The organism is Brevibacillus ruminantium, assembly GCF_023746555.1.
GTDB lineage: Bacteria > Bacillota > Bacilli > Brevibacillales > Brevibacillaceae > Brevibacillus > Brevibacillus ruminantium.
The window spans coordinates 4,183,843-4,198,809 of record NZ_CP098755.1; the positions used below are offsets into that span (position 1 = coordinate 4,183,843).

The 14,967-nt window shown below is 57.3% G+C and carries 14 protein-coding genes; all 14 read right to left on the reverse strand.

The annotated features are described in order from the left end of the window. Position 1 precedes the first annotated feature (1 nt). Positions 2–646 carry a precorrin-2 dehydrogenase/sirohydrochlorin ferrochelatase family protein gene (locus tag NDK47_RS20600; protein ID WP_251871638.1) on the reverse strand — a complete coding sequence of 215 codons (645 nt, stop codon included), beginning with the start codon at positions 644–646 and terminating at the stop codon, positions 2–4. Then, positions 628–1,443: a uroporphyrinogen-III C-methyltransferase gene (gene cobA / locus NDK47_RS20605; protein WP_251871639.1), complete on the reverse strand. Its 816-nt coding sequence runs from the start codon at positions 1,441–1,443 to the stop codon at positions 628–630. The genes NDK47_RS20600 and cobA overlap by 19 nt, the downstream gene beginning before the upstream one ends. Further along, a complete protein-coding gene (gene cobT, locus NDK47_RS20610; RefSeq protein ID WP_407653459.1) occupies positions 1,440–2,486 on the reverse strand; it encodes a nicotinate-nucleotide--dimethylbenzimidazole phosphoribosyltransferase in 1,047 nt (348 codons plus the stop codon). The genes cobA and cobT overlap by 4 nt, the downstream gene beginning before the upstream one ends. A gap of 11 nt (positions 2,487–2,497) precedes the next feature. Then, positions 2,498–3,985, reverse strand: coding sequence for a cobyric acid synthase (locus tag NDK47_RS20615; RefSeq protein ID WP_251876299.1), 1,488 nt, complete (start codon positions 3,983–3,985; stop codon positions 2,498–2,500). A 133-nt stretch (positions 3,986–4,118) separates the two neighbouring features. Continuing rightward, complete coding sequence (locus NDK47_RS20620; protein ID WP_251871640.1) at positions 4,119–5,531, reverse strand: cobyrinic acid a,c-diamide synthase CobB; 1,413 nt, start codon at positions 5,529–5,531, stop codon at positions 4,119–4,121. Further along, the gene (locus NDK47_RS20625) at positions 5,528–6,670 is read right to left on the reverse strand and encodes a cobalt-precorrin 5A hydrolase (protein ID WP_251871641.1); all 1,143 of its coding nucleotides are present in this window, start codon (positions 6,668–6,670) and stop codon (positions 5,528–5,530) included. Before NDK47_RS20625 ends, NDK47_RS20620 begins: the two co-directional genes overlap by 4 nt. Next, on the reverse strand, positions 6,667–7,449 hold the full coding sequence (gene cobM / locus NDK47_RS20630; RefSeq protein WP_251871642.1) for a precorrin-4 C(11)-methyltransferase: 783 nt from the start codon (positions 7,447–7,449) through the stop codon (positions 6,667–6,669). Before cobM ends, NDK47_RS20625 begins: the two co-directional genes overlap by 4 nt. Beyond that, positions 7,446–8,162 (reverse strand): precorrin-2 C(20)-methyltransferase, encoded by a 717-nt coding sequence (gene cobI, locus NDK47_RS20635; protein ID WP_251871643.1) that lies wholly within the window; start codon positions 8,160–8,162, stop codon positions 7,446–7,448. Before cobI ends, cobM begins: the two co-directional genes overlap by 4 nt. Beyond that, positions 8,159–9,388, reverse strand: a complete 1,230-nt coding sequence (gene cbiE / locus NDK47_RS20640; RefSeq protein WP_251871644.1) for a precorrin-6y C5,15-methyltransferase (decarboxylating) subunit CbiE — start codon at positions 9,386–9,388, stop codon at positions 8,159–8,161. The genes cobI and cbiE overlap by 4 nt, the downstream gene beginning before the upstream one ends. Beyond that, entirely contained in the window at positions 9,354–10,487 is a 1,134-nt protein-coding gene (locus tag NDK47_RS20645; RefSeq protein ID WP_251871645.1) for a cobalt-precorrin-5B (C(1))-methyltransferase, read from the reverse strand. The genes cbiE and NDK47_RS20645 overlap by 35 nt, the downstream gene beginning before the upstream one ends. A 3-nt stretch (positions 10,488–10,490) precedes the next feature. Next, a complete protein-coding gene (locus NDK47_RS20650; protein ID WP_251871646.1) occupies positions 10,491–11,141 on the reverse strand; it encodes a precorrin-8X methylmutase in 651 nt (216 codons plus the stop codon). A 40-nt stretch (positions 11,142–11,181) separates the two neighbouring features. Continuing rightward, positions 11,182–11,970, reverse strand: a complete 789-nt coding sequence (cobK, locus tag NDK47_RS20655; RefSeq protein WP_251871647.1) for a precorrin-6A reductase — start codon at positions 11,968–11,970, stop codon at positions 11,182–11,184. Positions 11,971–11,982: 12 nt separating this feature from the next. Next, positions 11,983–12,990, reverse strand: coding sequence for a sirohydrochlorin chelatase (locus NDK47_RS20660; protein WP_251871648.1), 1,008 nt, complete (start codon positions 12,988–12,990; stop codon positions 11,983–11,985). Between the two features lie 34 nt (positions 12,991–13,024). After that, positions 13,025–14,932, reverse strand: a complete 1,908-nt coding sequence (gene cobJ, locus NDK47_RS20665) for a precorrin-3B C(17)-methyltransferase (RefSeq protein ID WP_251871649.1) — start codon at positions 14,930–14,932, stop codon at positions 13,025–13,027. Positions 14,933–14,967: the final 35 nt, after the last annotated feature.

A 14,967-nucleotide genomic window follows, 5' to 3' on the forward strand; every position in this document is an offset into this window, starting at 1 on the left:
TTCAGGTACCGGTCTGCCTTGCTTTTTCGATTATTCGCTCCGCTTCCAGGTTCCTTCGCTCCCGCTCCCCTGTTTTCGTCCACTGGAGGAAACGGTCATCCAGCAGTTCTGTGAGAAGCTCGCGCTTGCGTTTTTCGTCCAGCGACAGCGCCAGCACGCGGCTGCGGATCGCTCCAAGAAACGCCGTATATTCCGCATATTCGGGACCGAAATACGTCTCCACCTGCCTGCGCAGCTTTTTGGCCAATCCCGGATTGTGTCCGCCCGTAGAGATGGCGATCTGCAAATCTCCCCGCTCCACAACGGAAGGAACCGTAAAGCTGCACAAATCCGGGCTGTCGACGACGTTCACCCATTGGTGAGGGCCGCAAGCCTGGTAGACGGCCAGATTGACAGCCGGATCGTTCGTCGCCGCGACCACGATCAAAGCATCCCGCACATCTTCCGGAACAAACGGCCGGCGAAACAGGGTAAGGCTCCCTTCCTTCGCCCATTCTTCGACCGCATGGGAGCAATCCGGGCTGACTACGACTATGTCCGCACCGGCAACGAGCAGGCCGCCGATCTTCCGCTCTGCTACCTGACCGCCGCCGACGACGAGACAGCGTTTGCCCTGCAGCTTGGCCATTATCGGGTAGAAGCCCATGACCCTCTCTCCATCCGCTCGAACCAGTTGATTTTCTCCCGCATGTTGACCACGTCGCCCACCAGGATAATCGCCGGGTTGGAGATGTGCGGACCTGCCGCCAGCCGTTCTTCGATATCAGCCAGAGTTCCCGTAACCGTCGTCTGCTCAGGCATGGTTCCCCAGGCGATCACGGCGACAGGCGTTTCAGGCGCGCGGCCGTGGGCAATAAGTTGTTTGCGAATGAACGGAAGATTGCCCACTCCCATGTAAAAGGCAACGGTATCGATGCCTTTCGCCAGCGCCTGCCATTTGTCGCTGACCGTGTCCTCTGCGACATCCATATTCGTCGTTTCCGCTCTGCCCTCGCGCAAATGCCCGGTCACCACGGCAAACGACGATCCGTACTCCCGATGAGTTACCGGAATGCCCGCGTAAGCCGGAACAGCTATACCCGCTGTCACGCCGGGGACAATCTCGAACGGAATGCCGTGCTGGGCCAGATGCTCCGCTTCCTCGCCCACTCTGCCGAAAACGCATGGATCGCCGCCCTTGAGACGGACGACCGTCTTGCCTTCCAGCGCCTTTTCCGCAAGCAAGGCGTTGATTGTCTCCTGCCGCATCGTGTGGTTGTCCGGAAGCTTGCCGCAGTAGATGCGCTCCGCTTCTGCCGGGGCATGCTCCAGCAAGGCGGGGTTGGCCAGCCGGTCGTAGATGACCACTTCGGCCTGTTGCAAGCATTCCAATCCTTTGACGGTAATCAGCTTGGGATCACCGGGACCTGCTCCGACGAGGTAAACCCGACCCGGCCGGCTCATTGGTTGCTCACCCCGGCAGAGGCAAATGTCGCCATCTCCCGCAGCATCCGCGTCGCCGCTTCCACGATCGGAAAGGCCACTGCTGCGCCGCTGCCTTCTCCCAGACGCAGCTCCAGATCCACCAGCGGTTCTTTCTCCAGGACGGACAAAACGAAGGTATGTCCCGGCTCCTGTGAGCGATGTCCAGCGACGAGATAATCCCCAGCAGCCGGGCAGAGCCTCACCGCCAAGAGAGCGGCGACCGTCGTGATAAAGCCGTCCAGCAATACCGGGACGCGGTGAGAGGCAGCAGCCAGGATGGCGCCTGCCATCGCCCCGATCTCCAAACCTCCGACTTTGGCCAGCACATCAAGCGGGTCGCTCGCATCCGGCTGATGGAGAGACAGAGCCTCTTTTACCACCGCTTTTTTCTTTTCCCATTTCTCATCGCAGACACCCGTACCGCGACCGACGAGCTGATCGGGCTCTGCTTTTGTCAGGGCGGCCAGCATTGCACTGCTCGCAGTTGTGTTGCCAATACCCATCTCGCCGACGATCAGCAGCCTTGCCCCCTCGGCAATGACTGCTTCCGCGCTCGCAAAGCCAGCCTGCACGCAGGCTTCCGCTTCCTCTCTGCTCATCGCCCACTCGCGCAGCATGCTGGCTGTTCCGAGTCGTACTTTTTTCGTCCAGACACCCGGTGCTTCCACATCTACAGCAACACCGACATCGACGACGTGAAGCAGCGCGCCGATCTGACGGCCAAATACATTGATCGCCGCGCCGCCATGCGCAAAGTTGGCGACCATCTGGGCCGTTACTTCCTGCGGATAGGCAGAGACGCCTTCAGCCGCTACGCCGTGATCGGCGGCAAAGACAAGGATGCCCGGTGGTGTGACGACTGGAAACGGCTCGCCCGTGATCGCCGCTAACTGTACAGCCAGCTTCTCCAGTCTGCCCAGGCTGCCGAGCGGCTTTGTCAGTTGATCCACATGCGCACTCGCCTGCTCCCTCGCTTCTGCATGCAGCGGCTGCACATCCTCCAGACGATTTTTCCATTCAATCTGGCTCACATTTATTCACTCCCCTGAAAAGCTCTCATCTGCTCTTCGATTCTGTCTATACGCACATGCTTTCTCACCGTTTCCGCAATCAGCTCAAAGCCCTGTTCTCTCAAGGCGACGAAGGAAGGGCGCTGGGTGATCGGAGCGAGTCCCTTTTTCTCGCGAAGGAGATTCAAGAGGCGCATCCGGAGCGGATCATTGTGAAACAACCCGTGAAAGTAGGAACCCAGCACCTGCCGCTCTTCCTGGCAGTACCCGTCCGTGCGATCCTGCATCTGGATAAACGGAGAGCACTGCTGTGTGAAATGCGACTGGCCCATGTGGATTTCGTAGCCTTCCACATCGATCTGGCTGCCGCCCAGCCTTGCCGTCCCCCGTGACAGCACCGTTGTCTTCTGCTCTTTCAGCGTCGTTTCCATCGGAATTAAGCCGATGCCGGGTGCCGTTTTCAACGGAGACTCCACGCCAGCCGGATCATGTATCGCGCTGCCCAGCATCTGATAGCCGCCGCAAATCCCGGCCAAGAAGGTACGTCCGCTCTGATGTAAAGTGAGGATTGCTTGCTCCAATCCGGTTTCCCGAAGAAAAAGCAGATCCTCCAGGGTGTTTTTGCTCCCAGGCAAAATGATCAGGTCAGGCTCACCCAGCTCTTCCGTACGGGTGACAAAGCGGACCCGGCAATCCGGCTCCACGAAAAACGGATCGATATCGGTAAAATTGGAGATGCGCGGATAGCGAATCACGGCAATGTCGATCTCGCCCGTCTTTTCCACATTTCCCTGATAGCGGTGCAGGATCAGCGAATCCTCCGCGTCAATCCAGAGATCAGGAATATAGGGAACGACCCCGAGCACCGGCACTCCGGTGTACTCTTCGAACCACGCAAGCCCTGGTTGCAAAAGCGAGAGATCCCCCCGAAAGCGGTTGATGATCACGCCGATGACCCGTTCGCGGTCTTGCGGCTCCAGAAGCTGCAGGGTTCCGACGAGGCTGGCAAAGACGCCGCCCCGCTCGATATCGGCGACGAGAATCACCGGCGCGTTGACCAGGCGGGCGACCCGCATATTGACCAGCTCGCGGTCGTTCAGGTTGACTTCCGCCGGGCTGCCCGCTCCCTCGATCACAATCCGCTCATACGATTCTGTCAGCCTGCGGTACGCCTCTTCGATCACCCGCAAGCCCTGATCAAAAAACTCCGTACGGTAGGCCATCGCTTTCATGTTTCCATACGGCTCGCCGTTGACGACGATCTGCGATTCGGCATCCCGGGTGGGCTTGATCAGGATCGGATTCATGTCGGTCGTGGCAATGATTCCCGCCGCCTCTGCCTGCACCCCCTGGGCCCTGCCGATTTCCTTTCCGTCGATGGTTACGTAGGAATTGAGCGCCATATTTTGCGATTTAAACGGGGCTGTCCTGTACCCATCCTGGGCAAAAATCCGGCAAAAAGCGGTTGCGATCACACTTTTTCCCGCATCCGAGCTGGTTCCCTGGATCATCAGCGGCAGAGTGGTGAACGATTTCGGCCTCGTTCCGACAGAAGCGGAAACTGCTGAAGTAGTGCTTACCTGATCGGGAACGGATTGGTCCGAAACACCTTGGCCAGAGACTGCCCGATCCGTAATGGGCTGATCAGCCACCCGCTTTCACCTCCCGGCAACGCTCTACCCAACGCTTGGCAAGTCCTGGATTGGAGGCAAAATGTAGATGGGTATAGCCAGCCACCAGATTGTCCTGGGCATAGCCCTCTGATTTGCTTCCCCGCATGCCTTTGGTCTGATAGGCGCAGGGGAGTTCAGAATCGGCAGCAAAGATTGAATAGTGAAATTCATGGCCTTTCGCCTGTTCATCCGATCCGAGCAGAAAATTGTTTGCCGTTCCCGTAATCTCCCGGTACCCGAGCGCCGCGAGCCGTTTTTGCATCGTCACCTTGCCCTTGATCAGGCCGACCATCGGGTAGCTGCTGCCATCTGTCGTCTCGATCGCTTCAGTCAGGTACATAAAACCGCCGCACTCGGCGAGTGTAGGCAGACCGGAGCGAATCGCCTTGCGAAAGGACGCCAGAACAGCTTCATTGCGGGACAGCTCCGCTGCAAATTCCTCCGGGAAACCGCCGCCGATGTACAGGCCATCTGCATCTTCGGGGACAGGCTCTCCGGCGAGAGGAGAGAAAAACAGCAGCTTTGCGCCATACGCTTGCAAAAGCTCGAAATTCTCCGGGTAGTAGAAATGAAAAGCCGGGTCTTTGGCCACGGCGATTTTCACCAGATCTTCTCCCGCTGCTTCAGATGGTGGATGCCCCGCTTCGCCAAGCGGTACTGCGGCAAACATCCGCGGCTCTACAGAAAGCGGCTCTGTTTTGGCAAGCTCCCATATCTGATCCAGATCGACCGTATCGGCAATCAGCTCAGCCAAACGCTCAAACAATGGATTGAGCTCGCCCCGCTCCACAGAGGGAACCAGCCCGAGATGCCGCTCGGGAATCTCCAGGTCGCTCTCCCGCTTCAGGTAGCCGACCACAGGCACGCCGCACTCCTGCTCGATTGCCGTTTTGACGATTTTGTAGTGGCCCTCGCTGCCCACCTTGTTGGCGATCACGCCGACGATGCGCGCCTGCTGATTCAGCATTTGAAAGCCTTTGACAATGGCAGCGGCGCTGCGGGCCATGCTTTGCGCATTAATGACCAGCAAAACAGGCGTCTTCGTCAAGATGCTGATCTCCGCCGTGCTCCCTTTGTCATTGGTCGGGTCCTTGCCGTCGTACATGCCCATGACGCCCTCAATGATGGCGATATCGGAACCGTTACTGCCTCGTGCAAAAATTTCCTTCATCGTATGATGATCCAGCATCCAACTGTCCAGATTGCGCGAGACGCGCCCGGTAACGGCTGTATGGTAGGTCGGATCAATATAGTCGGGACCGCATTTGAAGCCTTGGACGACATGGCCCCTGCGCTTCAGTGCGGCCATCAGTCCGATGGTGACAGTGGTTTTTCCCGCACCGCTTCCCGTACCGGCGATGACGAGGCGACGACTCGTACTCATGGCCGTCCCTCCCCTCCGTATGGCATCAGCGCCACCGAGATGGTGACGTTGCCCGATTTTTTCTTGGTCAGCACGAGCTGATCGACGCCTGCAAACAGCTTCGCCGCCGGTTCGCTCACGCCGTAAGCGCCGGTAAACTTGTACACGGTCTCCGACGGCTCTTCCAGCGTGACACTGTTCAGCTCCTCCGGCGAATACCAGACAAACGGCCAGCCGTATTTGCCGCAGACCTCCAGCAGTCCCTGCTCATCCTTTTTCAGCTCAATCGTAGCCAGCGCCTTTACGCTCTTGATCGAGAAGCGCAGCTCTTCCAGTGTTTCCCGGATCACCGCTTCGATCTCTTCGGCTGATGTGCCCCGGTTGCAGCCCATGCCCAGCACGATCACCTTGGGCCGATATAGAACGCCGTTATCGAGAATCGACTCTTCCTCGGGCGTCAGCAGCCTGTGGGTCACCACCAGTGCGCCATGCGGCTTGGCTGCCTGCGCAGCGGCAATTGTTTCGTATACCTGAATCGAAGGAGGCATTGGCGTGTCATGCATCCACCAGTTGCGCTCGCCTGACTCCACGACCACAGCCACCGGCTCCTCGTTTACCACCGAAGCACTGACAGGAGTTAGCTTCTCGTCCGACTCCCACTCCCAGCCGAAGCGGCGGCCGAAGAGATCGACGGGGATCGTCTTTTGCACATCGGAGGCGGTCGTGATAATCGCGTTTGCCCCCAGCACGGCTGCCACTTCCTTGGTCAGCTCGTTGGCACCGCCGAGATGGCCGGAAAGCACACTGATGACATTTTCTCCCCGATCATCGACGACGACGACGCCAGGGTCTGTTTTTTTATCTTGCAAAACCGGGGCAATCATCCGTACAACCGCGCCCAAAGAGATGATCAGGATCAATCCCTTGTAAGCGGGCCAAAGGGCGGGAAACAGCATCCGCACGCTGTTGGCGAAAAGCTGGATGCCTTTTGCCTCTTCGTCCCCGCGGGCGAATTTGCTCATGTAATACAGGTCCGTACCGGGAAAGCGCTGGTGCAGGTCGCGGGCCATCTCCACACCGTGCTTGGTGATCGCCACGATCGCGTACTCGCCGCGTTGTCTGATGGCCGGGATTACCCCTTCGGTCAGCTCGATAATCATCCTTCTTTCACACCTTTTCTAAACCCGTGCGTAAAGGTTTTATCGTACAGCTTGGAGCGATGCTGCTCGCTTTTTGCGTGAATGTCCGGGTCCAGCGCCCAGCCGGCCAGGATCATCGCGTGGGAACGAATCCCGTTTTTGCCCATATCCGCATCCAAATGCTCCAGCGTCGTGCGGATGATGAGCTGGTCGGGCCAGCTTGCCCGCTGCACCACGGCTACCGGCGTATCCAGACTCCAGCCCGCCTCTGTCAGCTCCCGCACCACTTTTTTCGTCAGAGTGGCGCTTAAAAAGAGCGCGATGGTGCAATGATGCTCCGCCAAAGCGCGCAGCTTTTCCCGCTCGGGCACAGGCGTGCGTCCCTCCGCACGGGTCAGGATCAGCGTCTGGGTCAGCTCCGGAATCGTCAGCTCTGCACCCACCGCCGCTGCCGCCGCAAAGACGGAGCTAACACCAGGCACGATTTCCACCTCAATGCCCGCTTCTTTTAACAGTGCGATCTGCTCCATCGTCGCTCCGTATACCGCCGGATCGCCAGTATGCAGACGAACGACCATTTTTCCCTGACGGATACGGTCGATCAAGAGCCCAACCATCTCTTCCAGCGCCATGCCGGAGCTTTGCAGCACCTCCGCTTCCGGCTTTGCCTTTGCGACCAGCTCGTCATTGACCAGCGAATCGGTGTACAGCACGACATCTGCAGATTGAAGCAGCTTCAAGCCTTTTACTGTAATCAAATCCGGGTCGCCCGGTCCTGCGCCAACTATGTACAGCTTCATCCCTTTTTCACCACCATCAGCGTAAGATAGCCAAGCTCGGCCCGCTCCAGCTCGCGGACATTGGTCCAGATCATTTCCTCCGCGGAGGTTACTTTGGTCGCCACGGCTGCTTTGTCCACCAGGTCCATTTCCGCCAGCAGCCCGATGATCATCGGGAGAACCTTGGCTACTTTCAAAAAGATCACGCAATCATGCTCCCAGAGCGCCTTTCGCATCGCCTCGCGATCCTCAGTGGCCGGAATGATTCCGATTTGTTCATCACCGTCGGCAAGCGGCAGATTGAGCCGGGCTGCCGCACCGAGAAACGATGAGATTCCCGGCACCGTTACGACGGGCACCTCGGGGTATTTTTCGTTCATGATCCTCAGCATGTGGATAAATGTGCTGTAAAAGAGCGGATCGCCTTCCGTCACGAAAGCGACATCCTTGCCCTCACGCAATCTCTCCCAAACGAGATCGGCTGTGTTGTTCCACTCCCGCTCCAGAATCTCTTTATCCTTGGTCATGGGAAAAACCAGCCCGAGCATCTCCTTGTCAGGCGCTGGCTTGACATACAGCTCGCAAATCTGGTGTGCGTAGCTTTTGCTGCCCATCCGTTTCTTGGGATAGGCGACGACAGGTGATTGCTGCAGCAGTCGAAATGCTTTGACCGTGATCAGCTCAGGGTCGCCGGGTCCGACGCCGATGCCGTAAAGTGTACCGATAGTTGTCACTTGCTGTCTCCTCCTTGCTCCTCCTCCTGCTTGGCCCAGGCGGTGATGATATAGATCGGGTTTAACCCCTCAAAGCGGGTCATTGAGAGAATCGGCTTGCTCCGTGCAAGCTGGGCAAGCGTGACCGATGTCTCGAAGCCTTCTGCAGCAAATGCCTGCGTCGCTTCGTACAAGGTCTCGATGGTTGCCGCGTTGACCACGATTCGTCCGTTTGGCTTCAGGCGGCTGCAGCAGATGCCGAGCAGCTCCCTTAGTTCACCGCCGCTGCCTCCGATAAAGACCGCGTCCGGGTCGGGAAACTGTTCCAGGCCCTCTGGCGCTTTGGCGTGGACAGTGGTGATATCAGTACGGAATTTCGCCATATTTTCATGGCAGTTGGCCAGATCGTCTGCGTTTTTCTCGACCGCATAGACCTCGCCTTCTCTGGCGATGCGGGCCGCTTCAATGGCTACGGAACCGGTGCAGGTGCCGATATCCCAGACGACGCTTTTGGCGTGCAGCTGGAGCTGTGCGATGCTCAGAATCCGCACTTCTTTTTTCGTAATCAGTCCCTTATCCGGTTTGCGCTGGGAAAACTGTTCGTCCGCGATTCCCAGGGGCCACACGGGACTGAGCCGCCGTTTTCGCAGGATGACCACGTTCAGCTCAGCGAAGACGCTGTCGGCCATCTCTTCTAGCGTGTACCAGCCGGTTCGCTCCTCGGCGCTGCCCAGATTTTCCCCGACAAAGGCATCGTATTCGGTCATTCCGAAGCGGAGCAAATAGCGGGCAATCGCTGCCGGATTGTTCTCCTGATCGGTCAGCAGCGCTACTTTTTCCTTCCCGTCGATCCGCTGGGCCAGCCCCTTGATGCTGCGCCCGTGAACGCTTTGAAAAGAGGCATCCTGCCACGCCTCGCCCATTTTGGCAAAGGCGAGCTGAATCGAGCTGAGATGCGGGTAGATTTCCACCTTCAGTTTTTTCGCGAGCAGACTGCCGATCCCGTAGAAAAGCGGGTCGCCGGAAGCGAGGATGACTGTTTTTCGCTGTTCCTCGCGCAGTCCTTCGATGATGGCGGAGAGGCCGCCTTTCAGTACGCGCTTTTCCCCAGGATAATCCGAAAAAAAGGAGAGATGCCGCTCTCCTCCAATCAACAGCTCACTCTCCGCAATCCACGTCCGGTACAACGGCAGCAGGCTTTGCACACCGTCATCACCGATTCCAATTACTTTCATCGCCTGTGTCATGAACCGTCACCTTTCCCAACAGGGTTCCTTTCATCGTGATCAGCATGGTTTCGATCTCCATGCCGCCGTTTACCTCCCGCAGTCCCTGGCGCGAGCAGCTTTCGCAGAGCTTTTCAAAGAAGGCCGGATATTCTGCCATCATGTCTCCCACCTGGGAAGCGGTATTGGCTTCTCTTGCCTCCTGCACAAGCGCTTCCGGCGCCCCCGCCTCCTGAACGAGCTGCGCCAGAAAGCCAAAATCGACAGGTGCGCTTTTGGAGTGGACCATCATGACGCCTTGGGCTACCTTGGAAAATTTACCCATCATTCCGACGAGGGTTACCTTTTCGATCCCTTTCAGCTTGCATTGCTTCAGGGCAAAGCCGACGAAATCCCCCATCTCGACGAAGGCTTCCTCCGGCAGCTCCGGGTATTGCGACATGCCGAACTGTTCGCTTTTGCCCCCGGTGGAGAGGATAATATGGCGGCAGCCCATCTTCTGCGCGACATTGATCGCTTGCGCCACGCTGGCCTTGTAAGCGGAGGTGGAAAACGGCACGACGATCCCGCGCGTCCCGAGTATGGAGATGCCCCCGATGATTCCCAGCCGTCCGTTCAAGGTCTTCTTGGCAATTTCCTCGCCCGCAGGCACGGAAATGACGATCTTGATGCCTCGTTTGATCTCGTACTGATCGAGTACCGACTGGGCCGTTTCCAGGATCATTTTGCGCGGGACGGGATTGATCGCCGCCTCTCCGATCGCCACGGGCAGACCGGGCTTTGTGACACGACCGACGCCGATCCCTCCGTCCAGAACAATACCCGGCTCAGCCAGCCAGCTTACCCTACTAAGAATCAAGGCGCCGTGCGTCGCATCCGGATCATCCCCGCCGTCTTTGATGATGCCGGCTGTTGCTGACTGTGTATCGTACGCACAGCTCTCCATCTGAAACGTCACGTCCTGTCCAATCGGCAGACGGATCGTCGCCTCGCGCTGTTCTTCCTGCAAAATCAAGGCGGTAAGCGCCGCTTTGGTGGCTGCTGTGGCGCACGAACCGGTTGTATAGCCGTGACGTAATGGTTTTGCTTCCTTTTCGTCCGCAGTCGCTTTCCCCGCCATGTTTTATCCCTGCCGTTCTGCCATCAGAGAAATTGCATTGAGCGCGGCTACTGTCACAGGACTGCCGCCTTTGCGCCCGATGTTAGTGATGAACGGAATATCCAGCTTCGCCAGCTCTTCTTTGGATTCAGCCGCCGACACGAAGCCGACGGGCATCCCGATGATCAGGCCGGGCTTGGCCTCCCCCTCTTTGACCAGACGGATCAGCTCCAGGAGGGCTGTCGGCGCGTTTCCGATGGCAAATATGCCGCCCTCTGCTTCCTTGATCGCTTTGCGGATGGAGATAATCGCCCGCGTGGTATTGAGGCGCTTTGCTTCCTCCATGACATCCTTGTCGGAGATGTACACCTTTACCTCACCGCCGAATTTTTCGATCCGGTTTTTGCTGATGCCAACCTGCACCATCTGCACATCGGCAACGACAATTTTTCCGCTGCGGATCGCCTGAATCCCCGCTTTGACCGCGTCAGGGTGAAAAACCAGGCTGCGTCCCAGATCAAAGTCAGCCGAAGCGTGGATCACGCGCTGCACGACCGGGTATTGCTCCTCCGTGAAAGGATGCTCGCCCAGCTCTTCCGTAATGATTTGAAAGCTTTTTTCCTCAATCTCCTGCGGTTGTACGGTCAAAGGCTTGAATTCCGTGCGAAAGTCCATAGCCAACTCCTCCTTCACTGTTTTGCTTGAATCAAATCCCTTAGACTTCCGATGATTGCGGCACAGGCAAGAGCTGCTTCAATTCACCGATCACTCCGGCAAAATCGGAGAACTTGGTGCCGTAATCAATTTTCGGGCGGGCGATGACAATCGTCTCGATGCCCATTTCCAGGGCAGCTTCTACCTTTTCATCAAAGGCGCCTACTTTGCCGCTTTCTTTGGTAATCATCAGCGTGACGCCATAATGATCGTACAGGGCTTTGTTCAGCTCCTTGGAAAAAGGCCCCTGCATGGCTACGATGTTCTTCTGCTCAATGCCCAGCTCCTCGCATTTTTCCATGTTGTCGAGGCGTGGCAGCATCCGGGCGACAAGCGTTGTGTCAGGCAATCCGAGCAGCCGGTCGGTGAAGATTTTCAGCGTTTTGCTGCCTGTTGTCAGCATGATCACGCCGCGCTTTTCTACAGCGATTTCGGCCGCTTGCTTATAATCCTCAGCAAAAATGATCTTGTCGTGACGAGGCGAGTCTAAGCTTTCGCGTTCATAGCGGATGTATGGCACCTCCGCAGCCTGCGCTCCGGCCATCGCGTTTTTCGAGGCTTCCTCGGCATAGGGGTGGCTGGCGTCGACAACTGCCTGAAACCCTTTTTCGCGAATCAACATTTCGATATCCTCGGCAGTCAGACGGCCGACCTGCACAGGCAAGCCAGCCTCTTCGATGCTCTTGGCGGCGTTGTCGGTGACGACCGTGGTCAGAAGCGAATAGCCGTTTTCCTTGATCAAAAGAGCCAGCTCCCGTGCATCACTGGTTCCTGCCAGTACCAGAATCATCGCTCGTCCCTCCTATTTTTTCACATGCTCGTGTTCGTGGCTGTGGTCATGTCCGTGCTTATGATCATGCTCATGGTGGTCGTGATCGTGGTCGTGAGCATGGCTGTAATCGTAATCATGCGCATGATCGTGGCTGTGGTCGTGATGATGGCCATGGTGATGGTGGTGATGATGGTGGTGCCCGTGGTCATCATCGTGATGGTGATGATGATGGTCGATATGCTCCATCGCTGTCAGCCGGTACTGACAGGTATCGCAATTTAGTTTTACCTCGCCGTACAGAGCCTCTTCCATCCGGTCCTTCAGCACTTCCTTCAAGAGTGGGTGAAAGCCGAAATACTCTGCCAGAACAAACTCCGCTTCCGGGTATTTGGCGCGGAATTGCTCAAGCTGGTCGGCCATCCGCTTGATCAGCACGCCCGTGAACAAAAAGTACGGCAGTACGACAACGCGGCGCGCGCCCAGTTTAAGGCAGCGCTCGATGCCTTCTTCGTAGAGAGGAAAAGTGACGCCCATAAAAGCGGTCTCCACCCACTTGGCCTTCCAGCGCTCCCAGAAAAGGCGGGACATTTTGTAAATATCGCTGTTGGCATCCGCGTCGCTGCTTCCCCGCCCGATGATCAGAACAGCCGTATCCTGATGCTCCTCGCCGGAGGAGAAACCTGCCTCCTGCATCCGCGTGGACAGGATGTTCAGTACCTCGTCGTGAATGCCGATAGGGCGTCCGTAAATGAACTGCACGTGAGGATGCTTCGCTTTTGCTTCGTCGATCGCTGCCGGGATATGGATCTTGGCATGACCGGCGGAAAAGAGAATGATCGGGATGACCGCTACCCGAGTAGCTCCCCGTTTGACGCAAGTATCCAGTCCCTGCAGCATGTCAGGCCGCTCAAACTCCAGAAAGCATGTCTCCAGGATCGGCACATCTACCTCTTGTGCCAGCGAAGCAACAAACTGTCTAACCTCTTCATTCCCCTCGGGGTCCTTGCTCCCGTGCCCGACAAACAAAACAGCGTCCATCCTGATTCCTCCTCGTTATTTATGTAGCTTTGCATCAATCGCCGCAGACTGCGTTTTCAATCTTGGGGATCGGCACCTCTTGCCAAGCAAATCCCTCAAGCACACCTACACGCTGGAAAAATTTGTTAAATCTTTCATTTGGAAATGCTTCCCGTTTGTAGCGGTCCACGATCCGCTCGATCAGCGGCACGATATTTTCCGGATCGATTCCTTCAGCTACCGGCACCCCTGAATGAGCCGTGCGTCCCACTGTTTTTGCACCCAGAAACAGGTCGAATTTGCCCTTGCGGAAAACCAGCCCGATATCCTCCTGCACGGCCCGATAGCAAGCCATCCCGCAGCCGTTGACGCCGATCTTCATCTCTTTGGGCATCTCCAGTCCGCCCAGCTTCTGGTGGAGTTCCTCCGCATACGGGATCGCGTCTTTTTTCTCCCCGTCACAAAAATCGCAGGCCTTTACCTGGAGCACGTCGCCGACTGGGGTCAAAATCAGTCCAAGCTGGCGGAGCGGGGTGGTCACTTCATCCGGATTGCTCGTCGATACGCGCAGGATGATTTGATGATGGGGCGTATACTCCAGCTCTCCCTTTTCTCCGGCCACCTGGGCCAGCGTCATCATTTGCTGCGGGGTAAATTTCTTGTTGGCGATACCCGGGCTTACTGCGCATTCAAAAATCATTTCCGGAACAAAAACAGTACCCGCGTTTTTGGGACCTGCCGCAGAAACGCTACTTGCTGGCGGTTCCGTTACAATTCCTTTTGCTTCGTTAACCGCTTGCAAAGCCTGTGCGGCCCAGTCGTAAGGCGTAAGGGATTCATCTGACTCCTTTAGCTTGGGAGCGGAAGCCGGACTGCTCGCTGGCGGCGTTACGGCCAGACTGCTCGCTTGCGATGCCGCTACTGACTGACCAGCAGCTTGGGTTGTTGCCGTCGCCAGACCAGTTGCTTGCGGTGTTGCTGTTGCCAGGCCAGTTGCTTGTGATGTCGCAACTGACAGGCCGCTTGCTGGCCGTGGTGTCACAGTTGCCAGAGCGCCTTTTGTCTGTGTCGTTGCCGTGCCTGCAGCAACCTGGCTTGATCCGCTATCCGCCGTACCCTCCGCATTTTGCACCGCCGCTTCCAGCGACCACGGCTCATTTTCCAGACGGAGACGCTGATGCGGCTTCAAAGTCTGTTCGTCCGTGCTCAGAGTGTACTTCCGCTGATAGCCGCGCGGCGTGATGATTTTGCCATCGTAGACAAAGGTGGACGAATTGCCGATAATCACCGTCGTCAGCATGCCGATGTCGTGGTTCAGCATTTCCGCCAGCGTCGTAACGACGACGTGTTCTCTCTCGCGGTAGGCGCTTTTCACAATACCCACTGGTGTGTCCGGCGAACGGTATTGCAGCAGGATGCGTTGTGCCTCGACAATCTGTCTTGTCCGCCGTCCGCTGCGCGGGTTGTACAGGGCAATCACAAAGTCAGCCATGCCCGCAGCATCAATCCGTTTGGCAATCAGCTCCCACGGCGTCAGATGGTCGCTCAGGCTGATCGTGCAGGCGTCGTGCATGATGGGAGCCCCGAGCAGGGCCCCGCAAGAGTTGATCGCTGAGATCCCTGGGACGATCTCGATCTCGACGCCCTCTGCCTCGGTCCAGCCTTTTTCCACGAGGACTTCATAGACGAGGCCCGCCATGCCGTAGACGCCGGCATCCCCGCTGGAGATGACCGCTACCTTTTGGCCCGCTTCTGCACGCCTTACAGCCTCCCGCGCACGCGTCACTTCTTCGGTCATTCCCGTACTGACAATCTCCTGATCGGTAAGAAGCCCCCGAATCAAATCGACGTAGGTGGTATACCCAATGATAATCTCACTCTCTTCGATTGCTTCCCGTGCCCGTTTGGTAATGTGTTCGAAGCTTCCCGGCCCAAAGCCGATCACAAACAGCTTGCCTCTCATAGGAAGTCCCCCTTTCCAAGCTCAACATGATAGGT

Excerpts from the sequence above, each read along its gene's own strand:
- NDK47_RS20600 (WP_251871638.1), bottom strand. The coding sequence starts at position 646 with ATGGGCTTCTACCCGATAATGGCCAAGCTGCAGGGCAAACGCTGTCTC.
- cobA (WP_251871639.1), bottom strand. The coding sequence starts at position 1,443 with ATGAGCCGGCCGGGTCGGGTTTACCTCGTCGGAGCAGGTCCCGGTGAT.
- NDK47_RS20615 (WP_251876299.1), bottom strand. The coding sequence starts at position 3,985 with ATGATCCAGGGAACCAGCTCGGATGCGGGAAAAAGTGTGATCGCAACC.
- NDK47_RS20620 (WP_251871640.1), bottom strand. The coding sequence starts at position 5,531 with ATGAGTACGAGTCGTCGCCTCGTCATCGCCGGTACGGGAAGCGGTGCG.
- NDK47_RS20625 (WP_251871641.1), bottom strand. The coding sequence starts at position 6,670 with ATGATTATCGAGCTGACCGAAGGGGTAATCCCGGCCATCAGACAACGC.
- cobM (WP_251871642.1), bottom strand. The coding sequence starts at position 7,449 with ATGAAGCTGTACATAGTTGGCGCAGGACCGGGCGACCCGGATTTGATT.
- cbiE (WP_251871644.1), bottom strand. The coding sequence starts at position 9,388 with ATGACACAGGCGATGAAAGTAATTGGAATCGGTGATGACGGTGTGCAA.
- NDK47_RS20645 (WP_251871645.1), bottom strand. The coding sequence starts at position 10,487 with ATGGCGGGGAAAGCGACTGCGGACGAAAAGGAAGCAAAACCATTACGT.
- NDK47_RS20650 (WP_251871646.1), bottom strand. The coding sequence starts at position 11,141 with ATGGACTTTCGCACGGAATTCAAGCCTTTGACCGTACAACCGCAGGAG.
- cobK (WP_251871647.1), bottom strand. The coding sequence starts at position 11,970 with ATGATTCTGGTACTGGCAGGAACCAGTGATGCACGGGAGCTGGCTCTT.
- NDK47_RS20660 (WP_251871648.1), bottom strand. The coding sequence starts at position 12,990 with ATGGACGCTGTTTTGTTTGTCGGGCACGGGAGCAAGGACCCCGAGGGG.
- cobJ (WP_251871649.1), bottom strand. The coding sequence starts at position 14,932 with ATGAGAGGCAAGCTGTTTGTGATCGGCTTTGGGCCGGGAAGCTTCGAA.